Source organism: Massilia sp. CFBP9012 (assembly GCF_034045115.1).
In the GTDB taxonomy this organism is placed as follows: domain Bacteria; phylum Pseudomonadota; class Gammaproteobacteria; order Burkholderiales; family Burkholderiaceae_D; genus Telluria.
In genome coordinates this window covers 459297-479878 of record NZ_JAXCWM010000001.1, presented here as the reverse complement: position 1 = coordinate 479878, position 20582 = coordinate 459297, and the positions used below count along the sequence as shown (strand labels likewise).

The 20582-nt window shown below is 66.8% G+C and carries 17 protein-coding genes; 11 read left to right on the top strand and 6 right to left on the bottom strand.

Going from position 1 to position 20582, the window contains the following annotated elements:
- Positions 1-8: 8 nt before the first annotated feature.
- Genes recC through SOM61_RS01915 form a run of 4 tightly spaced genes read left to right on the top strand, consistent with a single transcriptional unit; the run spans position 9 to position 9533 of the window.
- Entirely contained in the window at positions 9-3404 is a 3396-nt protein-coding gene (gene recC, locus SOM61_RS01930; RefSeq protein ID WP_320472516.1) for an exodeoxyribonuclease V subunit gamma, read from the top strand.
- Entirely contained in the window at positions 3401-7069 is a 3669-nt protein-coding gene (recB, locus tag SOM61_RS01925; RefSeq protein WP_320472515.1) for an exodeoxyribonuclease V subunit beta, read from the top strand. The genes recC and recB overlap by 4 nt, the downstream gene beginning before the upstream one ends.
- The gene (gene recD / locus SOM61_RS01920) at positions 7056-8978 is read left to right on the top strand and encodes an exodeoxyribonuclease V subunit alpha (RefSeq protein WP_320472514.1); all 1923 of its coding nucleotides are present in this window, start codon (positions 7056-7058) and stop codon (positions 8976-8978) included. The genes recB and recD overlap by 14 nt, the downstream gene beginning before the upstream one ends.
- 9 nt (positions 8979-8987) lie before the next feature.
- A complete protein-coding gene (locus tag SOM61_RS01915) occupies positions 8988-9533 on the top strand; it encodes a hypothetical protein (RefSeq protein ID WP_320472513.1) in 546 nt (181 codons plus the stop codon).
- Between the two features lie 43 nt (positions 9534-9576).
- Here the strand turns inward: SOM61_RS01915 and SOM61_RS01910 are convergent, their stop codons facing one another.
- Together SOM61_RS01910 and SOM61_RS01905 are read right to left on the bottom strand one after the other, a co-directional pair.
- Positions 9577-10527, bottom strand: coding sequence for a serine hydrolase (locus SOM61_RS01910; RefSeq protein ID WP_320472512.1), 951 nt, complete (start codon positions 10525-10527; stop codon positions 9577-9579).
- 288 nt (positions 10528-10815) lie between these two features.
- Positions 10816-11835, bottom strand: a complete 1020-nt coding sequence (locus SOM61_RS01905) for a sulfate ABC transporter substrate-binding protein (protein ID WP_320472511.1) — start codon at positions 11833-11835, stop codon at positions 10816-10818.
- A 205-nt stretch (positions 11836-12040) separates the two neighbouring features.
- On the opposite strand from SOM61_RS01905, the gene SOM61_RS01900 reads away from it, so the two are divergent.
- The 4 genes from SOM61_RS01900 (at position 12041) to SOM61_RS01885 (ending at position 14187) form a co-directional block, all read left to right on the top strand.
- Positions 12041-12565, top strand: a complete 525-nt coding sequence (locus SOM61_RS01900; protein ID WP_320472510.1) for a GNAT family N-acetyltransferase — start codon at positions 12041-12043, stop codon at positions 12563-12565.
- A gap of 127 nt (positions 12566-12692) precedes the next feature.
- Complete coding sequence (locus tag SOM61_RS01895; RefSeq protein WP_320472509.1) at positions 12693-13310, top strand: YcbK family protein; 618 nt, start codon at positions 12693-12695, stop codon at positions 13308-13310.
- 150 nt (positions 13311-13460) lie between these two features.
- The gene (locus SOM61_RS01890; protein WP_320472508.1) at positions 13461-13712 is read left to right on the top strand and encodes a DUF378 domain-containing protein; all 252 of its coding nucleotides are present in this window, start codon (positions 13461-13463) and stop codon (positions 13710-13712) included.
- Between the two features lie 25 nt (positions 13713-13737).
- Complete coding sequence (locus SOM61_RS01885; protein WP_320472507.1) at positions 13738-14187, top strand: metallophosphoesterase family protein; 450 nt, start codon at positions 13738-13740, stop codon at positions 14185-14187.
- A 12-nt stretch (positions 14188-14199) separates the two neighbouring features.
- On the opposite strand, the gene SOM61_RS01880 is transcribed toward SOM61_RS01885, so the two are convergent.
- On the bottom strand, positions 14200-15099 hold the full coding sequence (locus SOM61_RS01880) for an alpha/beta hydrolase (RefSeq protein ID WP_320472506.1): 900 nt from the start codon (positions 15097-15099) through the stop codon (positions 14200-14202).
- A gap of 129 nt (positions 15100-15228) precedes the next feature.
- Here SOM61_RS01880 and SOM61_RS01875 point away from each other — a divergent pair, with 129 nt between their 5' ends.
- Positions 15229-15630, top strand: coding sequence for a hypothetical protein (locus tag SOM61_RS01875; protein ID WP_320472505.1), 402 nt, complete (start codon positions 15229-15231; stop codon positions 15628-15630).
- Positions 15631-15909: 279 nt separating this feature from the next.
- Here SOM61_RS01875 and SOM61_RS01870 read toward each other — a convergent pair whose 3' ends face one another.
- A complete protein-coding gene (locus tag SOM61_RS01870; RefSeq protein WP_320472504.1) occupies positions 15910-16866 on the bottom strand; it encodes an SMP-30/gluconolactonase/LRE family protein in 957 nt (318 codons plus the stop codon).
- Between the two features lie 150 nt (positions 16867-17016).
- Here SOM61_RS01870 and SOM61_RS01865 point away from each other — a divergent pair, with 150 nt between their 5' ends.
- A complete protein-coding gene (locus tag SOM61_RS01865; RefSeq protein WP_320472503.1) occupies positions 17017-18129 on the top strand; it encodes a Gfo/Idh/MocA family protein in 1113 nt (370 codons plus the stop codon).
- A gap of 59 nt (positions 18130-18188) precedes the next feature.
- Positions 18189-19004 (top strand): transporter substrate-binding domain-containing protein, encoded by an 816-nt coding sequence (locus SOM61_RS01860; RefSeq protein ID WP_320472502.1) that lies wholly within the window; start codon positions 18189-18191, stop codon positions 19002-19004.
- Between the two features lie 70 nt (positions 19005-19074).
- Here the strand turns inward: SOM61_RS01860 and SOM61_RS01855 are convergent, their stop codons facing one another.
- Both SOM61_RS01855 and SOM61_RS01850 read right to left on the bottom strand, forming a co-directional pair.
- Positions 19075-19470, bottom strand: coding sequence for a hypothetical protein (locus SOM61_RS01855; protein WP_320472501.1), 396 nt, complete (start codon positions 19468-19470; stop codon positions 19075-19077).
- A 122-nt stretch (positions 19471-19592) separates the two neighbouring features.
- Positions 19593-20582 carry an alpha/beta hydrolase gene (locus SOM61_RS01850; protein ID WP_320472500.1) on the bottom strand — a complete coding sequence of 330 codons (990 nt, stop codon included), beginning with the start codon at positions 20580-20582 and terminating at the stop codon, positions 19593-19595.

The following is a 20582-nucleotide window of genomic DNA, read 5'->3' as shown; positions in this document are numbered from 1 at the left end:
CTTCTCGCATGCCTTCCCCGATCACTCCCGGCCTCCTGATCCTCCATGGCAACCAGATGGAGCTGCTGCGCAGCGCCGTGTTCGACTGGTTGCGCAACCGTCCGCTGGGCCCCCTGGAAGAAGAGATCTTCCTGGTGCAGTCCAACGGCGTGGCCGAATGGCTCAAGATCGCGCTGGCCGAGGAGATCGGCGTGTGCGCCGCCACCAAGGTGGCGCTGCCGGCGCGCTTCATGTGGGAAGCCTATCGCGGCATGCTGGGCCGCGAGCGGGTGCCCAGCCGCGCGCCGTTCGACAAGGATCCGCTCACCTGGCGCCTGATGCGCCTGTTGCCCACCTTGCTGCAAGAGGACGGCTACGAACCTCTGGCGCGCTTCCTGGCCGACGGCGACGCCGAGCGCCGCCTGCAGTTGGCCGAACGGGTGGCCGACCTGTACGACCAGTACCAGGTCTACCGCGCCGACTGGCTGGACGACTGGGCCGCGGGCCGCGACCAGCTGCGCCGCGCCGCCGGCGACCCTGTACCGCTGGCGCCGGACCAGCGCTGGCAAGCCTGCCTGTGGCGCGCCGTGCACGCCAGCCTGGACGAGTCGCAGCGCGATAGCGGGCGCGCGACCATTCACCAGCAATTCCTTGCCGCGATCGAGGCCGGCCTGCTGCCTTCCGGCCGCCTGCCGCGCCGGGTAGTGCTGTTCGGGATGTCGACCCTGCCATACCAGACCCTGCAGGCGATCGCCGGGCTCGCGCGCCATACGCAAGTGCTGTTCGCGGTGCCGAACCCGTGCCGCTTCTATTGGGGCGACATCATCGATGGCCGCGACCTGCTCAAGGCCGCGCGCCGCCGCCAGCCGCAGCGCAACGGCGTCGACCTGGGCGCCATCCCGATCGAAGAGCTGCACGCGCACAGCCATCCGCTTCTGGCGAGCTGGGGGCGCCAGGGCCGCGACTTCGTGCGCATGCTGGACGAATTCGACAGCCAGGACCGGGCCGAAGATACGGATGCGCCGCTGCGGGTCGACCTGTTCGCCGACGACGATGGCGTGACCCTGCTGGGCCAGGTCCAGGCCGCGGTGCGCGACCTGCTGCCGCTGTCCGAACATCCGCAAGTGCCGCCGGAGCCCGGCGACCGCTCGATCGAGTTCCACATCACCCACAGCGTGCAGCGCGAGGTCGAAGTCCTGCACGACCAGTTGCTGTCGTGGTTCGCGCAAGACCCGAGCCTGCGTCCGCGCGACGTGGTGGTGATGGTGCCAGACATCGACGCCTTCTCGCCGGCGATCCACGCCGTGTTCGACCAGCACCGCCAGCGCGACTTGCGCCGCATTCCGTTCGAGATCGGCGATATGCGCGACCGCAGCGTGAATCCGCTGCTGGTGTCGCTCGAATGGCTGCTGCGCCTGCCGCAGCAGCGCTGCCGCCAGAGCGAGGTGCGCGACCTGCTGGACGTGCCCGCCGTGGCGCGCCGCTTCGGCCTGGGCGACGACGACCTGGCCATCCTCGGCCGCTGGATCGAAGGCGCCGGCGTGCGCTGGGGCCTCGACCACGAACACCGCGCCGGCCTGGGCCTGGGCATGGCGGGCGAACAGAATGCCTGGATCTTCGGCGTGCGGCGCATGCTGCTCGGCTACGCCAGCGGCGCCGGCGCCAGCTTCGCCGACATCGAGCCCTATGCAGAAGTCGGCGGGCTGGATGCGGCGCTGGCCGGTGCGCTGGCGCAGCTGGTCGATTGCCTGCTCACGTGGCGCGCCCAGCTCGACACGCCGCGCACGCCCGCCGCCTGGGGCGAGGCCGCGCGCGACATGCTGTCCTGCTTCTACGCCGCCAGCGACGAGGCCGACCGCCTCACCCTGCAGAGCCTGAACGAAGGCCTGCAGTGCTGGCTCGAGACCTGCGACTCCGCCGGCTTCGACGAGAAGGTAGAGCTGGCGGTGCTGCGCGAAGCGTGGATGAGCGAGCTTGACCAGCCGACCCTGAACCACCAGTTCGTCTCCGGCGGCGTGACCTTCTGCACCCTGATGCCGATGCGCGCGGTGCCGTTCCGCGTGGTGTGCCTGCTGGGCATGAACGACGGCGACTTCCCGCGCCGCGCGCGCCAGGCCGATTTCGACCTGCTGGCGCTGCCGGGAATGGCGCGCCCCGGCGACCGTTCGCGCCGCGACGACGACCGCTACCTGATGCTCGAAGCCCTGCTGGCGGCGCGCGACAAGTTCTACGTGAGCTGGGTGGGCCGCAATGTGCGCGACAACAGCGAACAGCCGCCATCGGTGCTGGTGTCGCAGCTGCGCGAATACCTCAAAGAGGGCTGGCACCTGGACTTGCATGCGCTGACGACCGAACACGCGCTGCAGCCTTTCAGCCGCGTCTATTTCCAGCAGGGCGGCCTGCTGACCTATGCCGGCGAATGGCGCCTGGCCCACGGCGCCGAGCAGCTGGAAGCGGGCGACGCCTTGCCGGCCTACGAACTGGAAAGCGATTTCGTGCTCAAGCTGGGCGAACTGGCCAGTTTCTTGCGCCAGCCCGCGCGCTACTTCTTCCGCCGCCGCCTGGGCGTGGTATTCGCCGATGCCGCCCAGGTGGGAGAGGACGAGGAACCGTTCGCGCTCGACGCGCTCGAACGCTACCAGATCGAGGATCACCTGCTCGACGACAGCGGCGAACCCGAGGAGCTGAACGAAGTGCGCGCCACGCTGGCCACGCGCGCCGAGCGGCTGGCGCGCGAGGGCGTGCTGCCGATCGGGCTGATGGGCCGCATGTGGCAGGAGCAGCTGGTCGAGAGCCTGGCGCCGGTGCGCACCGAGTGGCTGCGCCTGGGCGCGCGCTTCCCGGAGGCTGCGCCCAAGCAGGCGCTCCGTCTCGAGCTGGGCGACGTCGTACTCGACGACTGGATCGATCGCCTCAGGAGCAAGAACAGCAGTGGCGAGCACACCGCCTGGCTGATGCAGCTGTCCTCGAAGGTGCTGGACCGGAATGGCCGCCCACGTGGCGACAAGCTGATCGCCCCCTGGCTGCGCCAGCTGGGCAGTGCCGCGGCCGGCCATCCGGTGGCCGGCTACCTGGTCGCGCGCGACGCGGTGCTCGAGATGGCGCCGCTGGCGCAGGACGAGTCGCTCGAGGTCCTGCGCGACCTGGTGCGCCTGTGGCGCGCCAACCTGGACGCGCCGCTGCCGGTGGCCTGCCGCACCGCGCTGGCGCAGCTGGCCGACGGCGACCCGCGCGCCACCTATGACGGCGGCTTCGAGCTCAGTGGCGAAGTGGACGACCTGTGCCTGGCGCGTTTGTGGCCGGATTTCGCGGCGCTGCGCGACGCCGGCGGCTGGCCCGATCTGGCCGAAGAATTGTATGGACCGCTGGCGCGCTGGATGACCGACGCCGTCACGATCAAGCCCTTGCAGGAGTTGTCGGCATGAGCAGTAATAAACTCGAAGCGATCCGGTTTCCGCTGCACGGCTCGCGCCTGATCGAAGCGTCGGCCGGCACCGGCAAGACCTGGACCATCGCCGCCCTTTACGTGCGCCTGGTGCTGGGCCACGGCGGCGAGGACGCCTTCGTGCGGGCGCTGCTGCCGTCCGAGATCCTGGTAATGACCTTCACCCGCGCCGCCACGCGCGAGCTGTCCAACCGCGTGCGCGAACGGCTGGTGCAGGCGGCGGCCTACTTCCGCGGCGAAGCGCATGAGCAGGATAGCTACCTGGACGAACTGGCCGAGTCCTATGCGCCCGGCAGCGAGCGCAGCGTCGCCGCCCACCGCCTGATGCTGGCCGCCGAGACGATGGACGAGGCGGCGATCTTCACCATCGACGCCTGGTGCCAGCGCATGCTGCGCGAGCACGCCTTCGACAGCGGCAGCCTGTTCGACGAAGAACTGGTGAGCGACGAACGCATGCTGTTCGAGGACGCCGCCCACGATTACTGGCGCCAGCACGTCTATCCGCTCAATGCGCAGAACCTGGCCGTCGTGCTGGACACCTGGAGCGACGTCGAGGCGCTCAAGGCCAGCGTGCGTGAGCTGGTGCACCGCGGGCCGCTGCTGGGCGAGGTGGAGCGCGCACCGCTGGGTCAGCTGGTGACGCGCCTGGCCCAGGCCCAGCGCGACGAGCTGGCGCGCCTCAAGCACGGCTGGATCGAGCGCGCCGACGCCATGGAGCGCTGGATCGCCGGCCACCGCGAAGGCGCGCCCAAATGCTTCAACGGCAACAAGATGCGCGCCGATTCGCTGCTCAAGTGGTTCGAGGCGCTGCGCGCCTGGGCGCGGGACCCGGCGCTTCACATGCCCGACTTGAGCGACACCGCCTGGCGGCGCCTGACCCCGGACGGCATCGTCGACGCCTTCAGCAAGGACTTCAGCGCCGAGGTCCCGGCATGCTTCGACGGCACTGCCGCGCTGCGAGAGGCGCTGGCGGCGATCGATCCGATCGCCCATGCGCTGCTGCGCCACGGCGCCGGCCACATCGGCGCGCGCATGCAGGAGCTCAAGCGCCGCAACCGCCAGTTCGGCTTCGCCGACATGCTCGAACGCCTCAAGGTGGCGCTGCAGGGCGAGAACGGCGCGGCGCTGCGCGAACGCATCGTGGGTCAGTATCCGGTGGCCATGGTCGACGAATTCCAGGACACCTCGCCCGACCAGTACCGCATCTTCGACCAGTTGTACCGGGTAGCCGACAACGATCCGCAGCAAGGGCTGTTCCTGATCGGCGACCCCAAGCAATCGATCTATGGCTTCCGTGGCGCCGACATCCACAGCTACCTGTCCGCGCGGCGCGCCACCAGCGGCCGCCACTACCAGCTCGACACCAATTACCGTTCGACGGCGGCGCTGGTGGGGGCGGTCAATGCGCTGTTCCTGCACGCCGAAGGCGGCGACGGCCGGCCCGGCCATGCGGCGGCGGCCTTCCGCTTCCGGCGCGGCGACGACAATCCCTTGCCGTTCGATGCGGTCCGGGCGCGCGGCCACAGCAAACGGCTGATCGGTGTCAATGGCGACGGCGAAATCGAGGCGCTGGCCGTGTGCACCACCGGCCGCGACGACCTCAAGGCCGAGGACTACCGCAGCTTCTTCGCCCACCACTGCGCCGAGCACATCGTGCGCCTGCTGAACGACGTGCGGGTCGGTTTCAAGGATGAGGAAGACGGCAGCTTCCGGCGCCTGATGCCGGCCGATATCGCGATCCTGGTGCGCGACCGGCGCGAGGCTGCCGCGGTGCGCCAGGCGCTGGTGCGGCGCAAGGTCGCCAGCGTCTACCTGTCCGACAAGGATTCGGTGGTCGAGAGCGAGGAGGCGGCCGACGTGCTGCGCTGGCTGTACGCGGTCGCCAATCCGCTGGACGGCGCCCTGGCGCGTGCCGCCTTCGCCACCCGCACCGCGGGGCTGCCGATGGGCGAACTGGCCCGGCTGTCGAGCGACGAGCTGGCGTGGGAACGGCGGGTCGAGCAACTGAAAACCCTGCACGGCGCCTGGCAGCGCCGCGGCGTGCTGGCCATGCTGCGCACCTTCATTCACGAACTCGAACTGCCGGCGCGCTTGCTGGCCGAAGCGGGCGGCGAACGGCGCCTGACCAATCTGCTGCACCTGGCCGAACTGCTGCAAGAGGCCAGCGCCCAGCTCGAGGGCGAGCAGGCGCTGATCCGCTGGTTCGCCGAGCAGATCGAGGGGCTGGGCGCCGGTGGCGACGAGCGTGTGCTGCGCCTGGAAAGCGACGCCGAGCTGGTCAAGGTGGTGACGGTGCACAAGTCGAAAGGCCTCGAGTATCCGCTGGTGTATCTGCCGTTCGCGGTGACCGCGCGCGCGACCAACCGCCGCAACCGCGCCTTCTTCGAATACGTGGACGACGAAGGCAGCCGCCACCTCGACCTGGCGCTGTCCGACGAAGCGATGGAGGCGGTCGACCGCGCGCGTATCGAGGAAGACCTGCGTCTGCTGTACGTGGCCCTGACCCGGGCGCGCCACTTCCTGTGGCTGGGCGCGGCGGCGGTGGCCGGCACGCGCAAGGGAGAGAACCGGCTGCACGAATCGGCGCTCGGCTACCTGCTGGCCGGCGGGGCGCCGATCCCGGCCGACGGATTGCGGGATCACTTCACCGCGGTGGCCGGCACCGGCGGCGGCATTGTCCTGAACGAGCTCGACCCGGAGGAAGGCATCACCATGCTGGCGCGCCAGGATGTGCGTCCCGCATTGCTGGAGGCGCCGGTGTACCGCGCCGACTTCGAGAAGGACTGGTCGATAGGCTCGTTCACCTCATTGACCCGGCATGCGGTGGCGCCGCCGCCGACGCCGATGCGGGCCCAGGCGCAAACCCTGCTGGAAGAAGCGCCGCAGGTGCCGCAGCCGCCGCGCATCGAAGACGTCGCCTGGCACCGCTTCCCGCGCGGCTCGGTGCCGGGCAACTTCATGCACGAACAACTTGAGTGGATGGCGCGCGAAGGCTTCGACTGCCTCGACCAGCCCCATTGCGAGACGCGGCTGGTGCAGCGCATCGAGCGCGGCGGCTGGGGCAACCGGCTCGAAGACGCGCTGACCTGGCTGCGCGCGATCGTCGACACGCCGCTGCCGCCACTGGGCGCCGCGCTGCGCGATCTGCAGGGCGTGCTGCCCGAGATGGAATTCTGGTTCCCCAGCGAGCGCCTCGAACTGCCGGCGCTGGATGCGCTGTGCCGCGCGCACCTGTTGAACGGTATCGAGCGGCCGGTCTTGCCCGAGCGCGAGCTGCACGGCATGCTCAAGGGCTTTGCCGACCTGGTGTTCGAGCACGAAGGGCGCTACTGGGTGCTCGACTACAAGACCAATGCGCTGGGGACGGGCGACGCCGCCTACAGCCAGGCGGCGATGGAGGCCGGCATGGCCGAGCACCGCTACGAGATCCAGGGCAGCATCTACCTGCTGGCGCTGCACCGCCTGCTGCGCGCGCGCCTGGGCGAGGATTACGAGCCTGAATACCAGCTGGGCGGCGCGATCTTCATGTTCCTGCGCGGGATCGCCAATCCGGACACGCGCGGCTGCTGCGTGCTGGCCCCCGACCTGGAACTGCTGGACGGCCTCGAAAAATTGCTGGACAAGGAAAAGCATGGGCAAGACTGACTCCGATAGCGCCGCGCTGTGGCGCGAGATCGGCACGCTGACCGAGGCGGGCGAGCTGCGCCGCCTGTCGAGCGCTTTCGCGCGCTTCATCGCCGGGTTGGGGGCCGCGCCGCCGCCGCTGGTGCTGGCCGCGGCCATCCTGTCCGAGCTCGAAGGCCATGGCCACAGCTGCGTCCAGCTGACCGACCTGGCGACGAGCGCCGCGACCCTGCTGGGCTGGAGCGAGGAGCAATGGGCGCAGCTGACGAGCGCCGCGGGGCCGTTGCCGCGGGGCGTGGCGGGCTGGAGGAAGCTCTTGGCCAGCTGCGAGCAGGTATGGGTGCGCGAGGAATTCGACTACGACCAGCCGCTGGTGCTGGACGGCGAGCGCCTGTACCTGCGCCGCTACTGGCGCGACGAGACGCAGGTCGCGCGCGCGGTGCGCGAACGCGCCGAGGCGACCCACCCGGTGGACACTAACCTGGTGCGCGCCTGGCTCGACAAGCTGTTCGTGGCGGCGCCGGGCGGCAAGCAGCCAGACTGGCAAAAGCTGGCCTGCGCCGTGGCCCTGCGCGGGTCGGTCGCGATCATCACGGGCGGCCCCGGCACCGGCAAGACCTATACGGTGGCGCGCCTGCTGGCGCTGCTGTTCGCGACCGCCCCGGATGCCGGGCGCCAGCGCGTGGCCCTGGCCGCGCCGACCGGCAAGGCTGCCGCGCGCCTGAAGCAGTCGATCGACAAGGCGCTGAACGAACTTGCCGAACGCGTGGGCGCCGAGCTGCCGCTGCGCGACCTGACTGCGCGCATGGGCGCCGCGCGCACCCTGCACAGCCTCCTCGGGGCGCGGCCCGACACCCGCGCCTTTGCCCACCACCGCGGCAATCCGCTGGATGTCGATGTGTTGATCGTCGACGAAGCCTCGATGGTGCACCTGGAGATGATGGCCAGCCTGCTCGACGCGCTGCCGCCCGGCGCCACCCTGATCCTGCTGGGCGACAAGGACCAGCTGGCCTCGGTGGAGGCGGGCGCGGTGCTGGGCGATCTGTGCCACGACGCGCAGGCCGGCAACTACGACGCGGACACCATCGGCTATGTGGGGGCGGCCAGCGGCGAGGCGATTCCCGCCGAGTATGCGGGTGAGGGCGGGCCGCTGGCCCAGCAGACCGTGATGCTGCGCCACAGCCGCCGCTTTGGCGGTCCGATCGGCCAGCTGGCGCTGGCGGTCAATGCCGGCGACATGGCGCGCGCGGGGGAAGTCCTGCGCTCCAGTCTTGAGGGCGTGCGCTGGATCGAACACGCGCAACCGTCCCAGCTGCTGCAACTGGCCTACGCCGGCTATGCCCCTTACCTCGAACTGCTCAAGGGCGGCACGGCGGACGACGAGGACTGGGTACGCCGGGTGCTGCAGAGTTTCGAGACCTTCCGCATCCTGTGCGCGGTGCGCGATGGCGAGTGGGGCGTGTCGGGCCTGAACGAGGCGATCGAGAAGCGCCTGGAAGCGGGCGGACTGCTGCGCCGCGGCGCCGAATGGTATGCGGGGCGTCCGGTGATGGTGACCCGCAACGACTATTCGACCGGCGTGTTCAATGGCGACATTGGCGTGACCCTGGCCGACCCGGCGCGATCCGGCGCGCAACGGGTCTACTTTCTGGAGGGCGACAAGGTGCGCAGCGTGCTGGCCACGCGCCTGCGGAATGTCGAGACGGCCTTCGCGATGACGGTGCATAAATCGCAGGGTTCGGAGTTCCGCCACACCGTGCTGGCGCTGCCGCGCGAGAGCAACGCCATCCTGACGCGCGAGCTGGTCTACACCGGCATCACGCGCGCCAGCAAGGAGTTCACGCTGGTGACCCCGAGCGGCGACGTGCTGCGCGAGGCGATCGCCAGCCGTACGCACCGCACCAGCGGGCTGCGCGAGCTGGTAGCCTAGGAGACCGCCATGCGTCTAGCCGCATCCTTGCTGTTGCTATGCCTCGGATCGGTCGGCGCGCCGGCCGCCCAGGCTTTTGCGCGCACGCCGCTCGATGGCGAGCAAATCGCATCCGCGACGGTCGTCCTGTATCCTTCCGGGATCTATCCGCGCGCGCCGCTGACCGAGTCGGGGCTGGCGCGACAAGGCTGCACTTTCACGACAACCGGAGATAGTGCCCGGCACGTGGCGCTGGCCGGCATCCTGAACCGGCGCCTGGCGGACGGTCCTGAGGGCGATGGATTCCCGAACCACCTGCGCAATCTCGTCTACCTGCAGCTGCGCGACGGCAGCAGGCTGCGTTACACCTTTACCGATGAGTACGATGCGCAAGGCCGCGTGTATGGCTGGGTTGACAGCTACGCGGGCGACGGCAGGCCGCTGGTGGCTGGCCGGGAGCTGCTGTTCGACTTGCGTGACTGGGCCGCAGGTGTGCCCGACAGGAAGAACTTCAGGACAGAATGCCTGGACAAGACCGTCTGGCCGCCCGGGTCCCAGGTAACGCCACCCCAATGACAAAGAGGCCTTGCGGCCTCTTTGTCATTGGGACGATGCGACTTCAGTCGCGGCGCTTGCGCGTGGCCTTGACCTTGGCCGAGGCGCGCTTCTTGGTCGCCTTGGCTTTCGAGCCTTTCGAACTGGCGCGGGCCTTGGCCTTCGAGCTGCCGGCGCTTGCCTTGATGCGCGGACCACCCGCGGCGCGCGCCACCCTGGCCACCGGCTCGTCGCCCGTGATGAAGCGGCGGATGTTCAGCGCATCCATGACGCGCGCCGACGAGGCATTGGCATTGAGCAGCACCAGCGTCGCCTTCTTGCCGGCGGCGGTGATGTTCATGATCAGGCAGCGGCCGGCTTCGTTGGTGAAGCCGGTCTTGGACAGGCCGACGTCCCAGCCCTTGGCGCCGACCAGGCGGTTGGTATTGCGGTATTCGACGCCACGGCCGTTGATGTCGATGATTTCGCGGGTCTCGGTCGTCATGCGCACGATTTCCGGATAGCCGGCCGAGGCCGACGCCATCTTGACCAGGTCGGCCGCGTTCGAGCGGTTGTGCGGGGACAGGCCGGTCGGTTCCTCGATCTCGGTCTGGCTCATGCCCAGCGCGCGGATCTTGCGGCGCACGGCGGCCTTGAATCCTTCTTTGCCGCCCGGGAAGGTGCGGGCGAGGGCGGCGGCGGCGCGGTTATCCGAGGACATCAGCGCCAGGTGCAACACGTCGCGGCGCGCAATGCTGGCGCCGACCGGGACGCGCGAGCTGCTGAACTTGACGCGGTCGACGTCGTCGCGGTCGATCTCGATCATTTCGTCCATGTCGAGCTTGGCGTCGAGCACGACCATTGCCGTCATCAGCTTGGTCAGCGAGGCAATCGGCACGACCGCATCGGCATTTTTCTCAAGCAGGATCTTGCCGGTCTCGTCTTCCACGACGAGCACCGATTGCGAACCGAACGGCACGGCGAATGCCGCAGCCGAAAAGGTCATCAGGACCGTTGCGAACAGTTTCTTGATCATTATTTGTATGAAATCTGGGTTGAAGTTGAACGTCGGGGCGCCGGGCGGCGCAGGATCAACATCTATCTCTAGGGCAACTAGAGTAAGGACAATATCATCCATCCCAGCTGCATGTCTATGGCGCACGAGCAAATTCCCCTATGGGAAGCCATTTTTTGTCGGAAATGTGACGGTGGCGATTCGCAAGATTAACAACTCATGTCACATAGAAATGTCGAGTGACTAATTTCTGTGCATTTCAAACAAAACAGCCCTGCGCAGGGCAGGGCTGTTCAACACCAATTTTGCTCACTTGGCCTGGTAGATCTTGTCGAACTCGCCGCCATCGTTGAAGTGGCGCTTCTGGGCCGCGGTCCAGCCGCCGAAGACTTCGTCCACGGTGAACAGGCTGATCGGCTTGTAGTTGGCCGCATACTTCTTCATGACCGTTTCCGAACGCACGCGCATGAAGTGCTTGGCGCCGATTTCCTGGCCCGCGGGCGTGTACAGGAAGTTCAGGTAGGCGGTGGCCGGCTGGCGCACCTTGAGGCGATCGACCACCTTGTCGACCACGGCCACCGGCGATTCGGCCAGGATCGAGCTGGTCGGATAGATCACTTCGAAATCGTTGCCGAATTCCTGGCGCACCATGCTGACTTCGTTCTCGAAGGTCACCAGCACGTCGCCGATCTGGCGCTGGGTGAAGGTGGTGGTGGCCGCGCGGCCGCCGCCGTCCAGGATCGGCACGTTCTTGAAGATCTTTGCGACCAGGTCGCGCGCCTGCGCTTCGCTGCCGCCTTTCTTGATCACCGAGCCCCAGGCCGCGAGATACGTGTAGCGGCCATTGCCCGAGGTCTTAGGATTCGGGATGATGCTGGCCACGCCCGGACGGGCCAGGTCGGCCCAGTCGCGCACCTGTTTCGGATTACCCTTGCGCACCAGGAACACCATGGTCGAGTAATACGGCGTGGCGTTGTTCGGGAACTTCTTGGCCCAGTCTTTTGCCACCAGGCCGCGGTCGACCAGCAGGTCGATGTCGTTGGCCTGGTTCATGGTCACCACGGACGCCTCGAGGCCGTCGGCCACGGCGCGCGCCTGCTTGCTCGAGCCGCCGTGCGATTGCTTGATGGTGAGGGTCTGGCCGGTCTGCTGTTTATACGAGGCGATGAAGGCTGGATTGACTTCCTTGTACAGTTCGCGCGCCACGTCGTAGGACACGTTCAGCAGTTCGGCATCGGCCGCGCTGGCGTGCAGGGGCAGTGCGGCGCCGACTGCCAGGGTCAGGGCCAGGATCGAGCGGCGCAGCGTGTTCGGAGTGGTGTCGCGCATTATGTGTTCTCGCTTAAGGAAGTATTAGTGACAGAGTGCATGTTCCCTAATCCACGCGATTAACGGAACGATAGTTTCGTCATATGGTTATATGGGGAACGCGTTTGACCGTGTCGCCAGCAGGGTCTCTTACTTTCGGTGTATAGTCGAGGCCGTGCGATGCCAGGTCATCGTTCGTTCATATCCGTTTCCAAGTAGATGATTGATGTCCACGCGTATTGAAATCCGCAGGGCTGTCCCTGACGATGCAACGGCTGCCTGCAATCTGCTGCGCCGTTCGATCGAAGAGGGCTGCCGCGCCGACCACCAGGACTTGCCCGACGTGCTTGAAGCCTGGCTCGGCAACAAGACGCCGGCCAATGTCGTCGGCTGGTTCGCCTCGCCCACCAATTATGCCGTGGTCGCCGAGAGCGAAGGCGAGCTGGTCGGCCTGACCCTGTTGACGCAGGCCGGCAAGGTGGCGCTGTGCTACGTGCTGCCGGACGCCTTGCGCTGCGGCGTCGGCCGCGCGCTACTGGATGCGGTGGAAGAGCAGGCGCGCGCCTGGAACATCAGCAAGCTGCACCTGCACAGCCCGGCGGGCGCGAGCATGTTCTTCGAGCGCCATGGCTACATCAATGCCGGCAAAGAAAAAGCCTGCTACGGCCTCGAATGCGACCTGCTCTGGAAGCGCCTCGACGGCGCCTGCGATCCGGCGGCGCGCAAGCGTTTCTGCAACTGCGACGGGTAAATACCCGGGGCTGGCGCCAACGTGCAACAAAGCGATAACATTTGCACGCTTCGTGAACACTTCTGCATGCTTGTCGGATACGCTATAGTACGCACTATCGCAATTGTCGAGTAACGGATCCGCACCCATGGCTTCACGCAGAGATTTTCTTCACCATAGTGCCCGCCTGGCTGCGCTGGGCGCACTCGGCGCGCCGCTGGCGGCCGCCGCCACCGACCTCCAACCGCCTCCCGACCTGTTCGACTCGCAAGCGCTGGACCTGGATTTCTGGGTCAAGCCGCGCACCCTGTCCGTGACCCGTCCTGCCAGCGGCGAACGCGCCAGCGTGCTGTACTGGAAGGATGGCGAAGTGATCGATTCCGCCTACGAGCAACTGTGCCATCTGCTGCGCGACGTGAACGGCAAGGCCACCGCCAAGATCGATCCCAAGCTGCTCGAGATGCTGTGGAGCACCCAGGCCTTCATTGCCCGCTACGGCCTGCTGCAGCCGCTCGAAATCCTGTCCGGCTACCGCTCGGCGGCATCCAACGCGCGCCTGCGCGAAGCGGGCATCCCGGCCGCGCGCCAGTCGCTGCACATGGTGGGCAAGGCGGCCGACATCCGCATCGCCGGCCTCAACGAAGAAGTGCTCGGCGGCCTGATCAAGAGCTTCCGCGGCGGCGGGGTCGGCTACTACTACCGCTCGGGCCCGCGCGGCGGCTGGATTCACGCGGATACTGGCCTCGAACGTAGTTGGAAGGGGTGATTTGCCATCCCGCCGATGCGTGCGAACGCGTCGGATAACTTGGGATAGTATTGTTGTCAAGTGCCGGGGCAGGACGCCCTGGTAGTCCCACGTCTTTCCAAGGAGGCTGTGATGGCAACAATCAATGCACCAACCATGGACCGCCGGTCCATGCCCGACCGACGCGTCAACATCCACGCGCGCGCGCGTCCGGCCATGTCCGCCATCGACTATATCGCGATGGCGCTCCTGATCATCGGCGGCCTCAACTGGGCCATGGTCGGCCTGTTCGACGTCGACATGGTCGCCACGCTGTTCGGTCCAGCCACCGCGCTGACCCGCATCGTCTATGTGGTGGTGGGCCTGGCCGCGCTGTACTCGATCTATACCATGGCCAAGATGGCCAGCAGCAAGCGGCACTAGGCGACCCCGGCTCGTGCGCATTGGCTTGATTTCAGACACGCACGGGCTGCTACGGCCCCAGGCACTCGATTTCCTGCGTGGCAGCGACCACATCCTCCACGCCGGCGACATCGTCGGCGCGGACATCCTCGACCAGCTCGCCGGGCTGGCGCCCTTGACCGCCGTGCGCGGAAATAACGACCACGGCGACTGGGTGCAAGCCTTGCCCGAGACCGTCACCCTGACCCTCGGCGGCATCGTCATCCACATGCTGCACGACCTCAAGGAACTCGCCATCGATCCGGCCGCGCAAGGCGTACGCGTGGTCGTGACCGGCCATACGCACAAGCCCGCCTGCGAAGAACGTGGTGGCGTGCTCTACGTCAATCCGGGCGCTGCTGGGCGGCGCCGTTTCACCTTGCCGGTGTCGGTCGGCGAATTGCTGGTCGACGATGGACGGGTGGACGTGCGGCTGCTCACGCTCGACGTGCCGTAAGCCAGCGCAGCCTCACTTCTTTTGCGTTGCCAGGTAGGCCCGCAAGCCGTGGGTAACTACCATCGGCAAGACGCTGGCATGGTCTTCGTCGGCGAACACTTTCAGGCGGGTGCGCAGGTGCTTGTAGCCACGGCCCTTGAGCGCCGCGTCGAATTCGCGCAGGTCGGCCACCATGTCGGCATCTTCTTCCGCACGCGAGCGCTTCTTGCCGGGCGCCAGGGTCTCCAGGCTACCGATGCCGAAGAATGCGCTGGCCGGCAAGTCCTTGTTGCGCGCGGCATAGGCTTGTTCGCGCTCGAACATGATGCCGGCGTCGAACCACAGCGAGGGACTGCCGAGGATGTAGTGCTCGAAGCTGCGCGGCGCATCGAGCATCATTTGCAGGCCGAGCAGGCTGCCGTAGGAGTGGCCGACAAAGATCTTGCGGTTCATGTCGGCGCGGTAGTGGCGTGCGATGAAGGGAAAGACTTCGCCGGTCAGGTAGCGGCCATAGGCCGACGCTTCGCCGAAGGCGGGCGCGCGGCCCGGCATGTCGGAGCGGTAGGCGTGCTTGCGCGGGGTGGTGGGCGTATAGTCGCGGCGGCGGCTGAAGACGGCGCCGTCGCCTTTCGCATACGACAGGCCGACGACGATGGCTTCTTCCATGCCCGCATGCCGATTCAGGCGCGACGCGATACTGCGCACCACCGGGAAGGCGTAGTCGGCGTCGACCACGAACACGACCGGATAGGCGCGCTTGCTCGTGGCATAGGAATCCGGCAGGGCGACGAAGACCTGGTAGTCGCGTCCCAGCGTGGTGGCGCGGACGTCGCGTACTTCGGTATTGGCCAGGACGTAGGGTGACGGGGCGGCGGGGGCGGCGGCCGCGAGCGTCGAGAAAGAAAACACACAGGCGGCAAGGATTGCTTTCACGCGAAGACCTTTGTTGTTGTCGTGCAAGCATTGTCACACAGCTCGTTGGGGCAGGAAAGCACTCCCAGGGCCGGGCGCGGGCGCCCGAAATCCCTTAAGATAGAGGCCGTTTCATCAACCGCGCAGCACATGACTCTTCCGTCCGACCAACCCCGCTTCAAACCCCGCCCCTGGACGCCCCTCGAGACGCCGCAGGACGTCGAACTCTGGATCGACGAACACAACGCCGCAATGCAGGAGCTGATCCGGCCGCAAGAGACGGGCGTCGGCATCTGTTTCACGCTGGCCGAAGGCGGCACGGTGCATATGCAGACGACGGAAGACGCGATCGTGCTCGACGTCGACGACGACGCCGCGTGGATCGCGCCCCTGGTCACGGCCGCCACCGGCGCCGAGCAGCCGCGCGGCCATTACTGGCTGCTGCCGGACGACAGGCTGGTGCAGCTGATCCTCGGCCTGTCGATGCTGGTGCAGAGCACGACGCTGGTGACTGGCCATAACTTCGGTGCGGCCGCGCGCCGCGCCTGGTGATATCGGCTTGTCGGTTCCTTCATAGGAGAAGCCACGTCGTTCCCGCCCTCGCCGGGCGCCTTGGCGGGAACCCAAGTGTGCACGGCCAGTGGCCTAAAAATCGACCTCCGATGAACGTTCGGGTCACGCAAGAGCATGAACATTCTGTGACTTCACTTGGATCCCCGCCTCCGCGGGGATGACGATGCATACGTTGCGTATAAATATTCCGGACGCTAGTGCACCTCCGCGGGAACGACGGGTTAACTGTGTGGTTTCGGCTGGCTGATCATTCCTGCTTCAGTAGGGCAGACCAGTCACATCCAGCCGCACCTGCCACACGGCGCCGGCGCCCGTAATGTACAGGGTCTTGCCGTCGGCGCCGCCGAAGGCCACATTGGTGACGTTGGCGTCGGTCCGGATCGTCGCCAATTCTCGTCCCTGCGGCGTGAACACGCGCACGCGCTTCGGCGCATGCTCGGTCACGTACAGATTGCCGTGGCAGTCGAGCGTCATGCCGTCGCCATTTTCGATGCCGCGGATGACATCGCGGCCTGCCTGCGGTACGCCGTCCTTGATCGGATAGGCGCGCACCGCGCCGTCGCTTGCGTTCACGTAGAGGGTATCGCCGTTGAGCGAGAGCGCGATCCCGTTCGGATTCTTGCGCGTGCCGTCCACCAGCGTCACAGCACCATCGGGCGCGATGCGGTAGATGCCGGTCACCGGCTGGCCGCCGGGCGCCGCGGCCTTCTGGTAGTCCGGGTCGGTGAAATAGATGGTGCCGTCGGCTGCGATCGCGATGTCGTTCGGCGAATTGAAGACCTGCCCCTGATAGCGGGTGGCGACATCCGCCCGTTGGCCGGTCGCGATGTCATAGCGCGACATGGCCTTGTACTTGTGGGTCGCGGCGACCAGCGCGCCGCTGGCGTCGACCGCCAGGCCATTGCTGCCGGCATCGTCCAGCGCCGTGCTCACCGTGCCGTCGGGCGAGAACTTGCGCACGCGCGAAGGAAACCCCGCGCCGAAGCTGAAGTCCGAGAAGTACAGCGCATCCCTGATCCATACCGGTCCCTCGTACAGGCCCGGTTCGCTGTGCGATGGCTTGATCGCGGCGATCCGCTCTGCCTTGAGTTCGCCCGACGGCGGCTTGCCGCTGCAACTGGCGGCCATGGCAGTCGCCGGCAGGGCGGCCACCACGCTGGCCGCGAGCATTGCGCGAACGAGGGGGGCGAAACGGAATGGATGGGATCGGGTCATCAATGTGGTCTCCTTATGCATGCTGGGATGGCGCGCTGTGTTAACGCTACCATTTCAATCGAATCAATTGTATCCTTATTAGGATGGTAACCCGCCGCGCCGCCGGACCGGTACGGCATTCGAACGAAAACATTCTGCAAGGAGACCTGAATGATCGACCTGAATCGGCGCGGCCTGGTCATGGCTGCGGGTGGTGTGCTGGCGGCCGGCGCGGTGGGCATGCCGGCCTGGGCCAATCCCGAACGCAAGCTGGGCTATGCGGTCGTCGGCCTGGGCGGTTATGGACTGGGCCGCATCATTCCCCAGTTCAAGGAATGCCAGCACAGCCGCCTGGTGGCGCTGGTCAGCGGCGATCCGCCCAAGGCGAAGAAGGTGGCGGCCGAATACGGCGTGCCCGAACGCGGCATCTACGACTACCAGAACTTCGACAGCATCCGCGACAACCCTGACATCGACATCGTCTACATCTGCTTGCCCGTGTTCATGCATGCCGAGTACACGATCCGCGCCGCCCAGGCCGGCAAGCACGTGATGTGCGAAAAGCCGATGGCGCTCAGCGTGGCGGAATGCGAGCAGATGATCGCCGCCTGCCGCAAGGCCGGCAAGAAGCTGATGCTGGGCTATCGCTCGCGCTTCGAGCCGCACAACGTCGAGGCGATCCGGCTGGCGCGCAGCGGAGCCATCGGCAAGCTGCGCTACTTCCGCTCCGAGCACGGCTTTACCGCGCGCGACCCGAATACCTGGCGCATGAAGAAGGCGCAATCGGGCGGCGGTTCGCTGATGGACATCGGCATCTACGCGCTGCAGGCGGCGCGCTACACCACCGGCGAGGAGCCGGTCGCCGTGTTCGCCAAAGAGACCACCGACCGCAGCGACCCGCGCTTCCGCGAGGTCGAGGACATGATCGACTTCCAGCTCGAATTCCCGTCCGGCGTCATCGGTTCGTGCATGTCGATGTACAGCGCCAACCGCAACCAGTTCGTGCTGATGGGCGACAAGGGGCGGATCGAACTGGAGCCCGCCACCGCCTACAGCGGCCAGCGCATGTGGGTCGGCGGCGAGCGCAGCGACAAGACCCTGGTCACGCCGCCGCCGGGTCCGTATGCGAACCAGTGGGTCGGCCAGCTCGACCATATGGCGCAATGCGTGAAGGAAAACCGCGAGACCATCGTGCCGGGCGAGGAGGGCTTGCGCGACATCCGCATCATCGAGGCTGTTTACCGCTCGGCGCGAGAACAGAAACGAATCAATCTGCGCGGCTAGGCGTTCGTGGTGTTTTTCGGTTATAAAGTGCCTTTGACTGTGGTGCGGGATAAAAGTCGATGGTTGAGGCTGTAACGAAGCAGCGGCGGCGCCGGTGCGCGGCGGCGGGAGTGGCGGCGGCCTGCGTCACCATGCTGCTGCCGGTCGCGCACGGCGCCGACCTGATGAACGAGGCCAGGGCCCGCGGTGTCCTGCGCATCGCCGTCGAGGGTACCTATCCGCCCTTCAATTTCAAGGATCCTAAAACCGGCCACCTGACCGGCTACGACGTCGAGGTCGCGCGCCTGGTCGCCGCCGGGCTTAAACTCAAGCCGCAGTTCGTGTTCACCGAATGGAGCGCCATCCTGCCGGCCGTGTCTGCAGGCAAGGTCGATGCCGCCATCAGCCAGGTGATTATCACGCCCGAGCGCGAACAGGCCTACGATTTTTCGGTGCCCTATACCTACTCGAGCTTCCAGCTCATCGTGCGCAAGAACGAGCGCGCCACCTACCGCAGCCTGGCCGACCTCAAGGGCCGCAAGCTGGGTGTGCGCCAGGGCAGCGTGTTCGAGCAGCAGGCCAGGCAAGTGAAGGGGATCGAGGTCAGGAGTTACCCGGCCGTGCCCGAGAATCTGCAAGACCTCGCCTTCGGCCGCATCGATGCCTCACTCGACGACAGCCTGATGGTGAGCTACCTGCTGAAGCATTCGGAACTGCCGGTCAAGGCCGGGCCACATATTGGCAGGGATGCGCGCATCGGCATCGCCATTCGCAAGGGCAACCCGCAGTTCAAGGCGGCAGTCGACAAGATCCTCAATGGCGCGCGCGCCGACGGCACGCTGCGCCGGTTGTCCCTCAGGTGGTTCGGGATCGACGCCAGCAGCGCCACGCGCTAGTTGCGGACGGCGCACACGATAAAAGGCGCGGCCCATATTGCGGGCCGCGCCATGCGTGGTCGGTGCCACGTCAACGGTTCTTGTCCTGCTTGCCGTTCCAGTCGTTCGTCTGGTCCATTTGCTGGGACGCGTTGCCCGGCGACCCACGGTGACGGCTGTCGTGGTCGGCGTTCAGGTCGTCCAGAGCCGGGGTTCCGCCCGAGGCATGCTGGCCGCCGTGTTGCTGGTTCTGCCGTTGTCCGCCGGCGCTTTGCTGATTGCCGGGGCGTTGTTGTGGATCCTGCTTCTGAGCTTGCTGCTTGCCTTGTTGCTCGATACTGCTGTCTGGCTGCTGGCCGGGGTCTTGCTGCTTCCCGGCACTCTGTTGATTTCCGGCACTCTGTCCGGCGCGGCTTGCCGCCGATCCCTTCTCGTCCAGCTCGGGGTAGTTCGGCGCTTTATCGCTGTGTCCTTTGTGTTCACCCATGTTCGTCTCCTTGCACTGGTGTCTGGAAGATCCATGCTACGCCGATGGCGGACCTCGCCTATCAGCGGATTGGCGGAGACTTCGTAGGATTTATCAGACAAAGTCAGCAGTAAATCGGAGGGTCAGCGGGACGCCGGAATAATGCCTTGCTGGCGCAGGAAGGACTGGATCTCGCCGAAGATGCGGACCTGCTGCTCGAGGGTAAAGCCGCCGTGGCCACCGCCCTTGACCGTATGCATCACATTGCCGACTCCCGCTTTGTCGAGCGCGCTTTTCAGGCGCACGCCGTGGGCATACGGCACCAGCTTGTCGGCGTCACCGTGGATCGTGAACACGGCCGGGCCGCCGGCGCGCACATGGCTCAGCGGCGACAATTCCCTGGCCAGCGCGGTGCGCCCCGGCAGGCTGCCGAACCAGCCCACCGCATACGAGCGGATATTGGGACCTTGCAGCATGTCGGCCACGTCGGTGATGCCGTACCAGTTGACGACCGCCTTGACCTTCGGCGCGGCGTTCTTGTACGGACCGCTCCAGCTTCCTTCGGTGAAGGCGCAGCCATTGGTGAACGGAGAATCGGCGGGCATCATGGCCGTGGCCAGCGCAAGGTGGGCGCCGGCCGAATCGCCGGTGGTGATCACCCGCTCCAGGTCGAAGCGGTAACGCTCGGCATTGCGGCCCACCCATTGCAGCGCGCATAGCGTGTCTTCGACGGCGGCCGGGGCCAGCGCCACATCGGCCAGGCGGTATTGCACGTTGACGACGGCAAAGCCCATCTGCAGATAGGGCAGGACGGTCAGCGCGCGGCTTTCGCGGTTGCCCGCCACCCAGCCGCCGCCATGGAAGTTCAGCACCACCGGCAGGCGGGCAGTATCGTCTCGCCGCGGGCGGTAGACATCCAGCTTGAGCTCTTGCCCGCTCGCGCGCAGGTAGGTGATGTTCGGCTCGACCGCCATGTCGTGACTGAGCATGACGGCGGTGCGTAATGGATCTTGTGTAGCGGAATCTGGCGCCGCGCCATCCTGTGCCAGGCTGGACGCGCAAGTGAACGCCGCGGCCAGCAGGCAGGCGGCCTTCACGGCATGCAATCGATGGTGCAGCGTGATGGTCGCCAT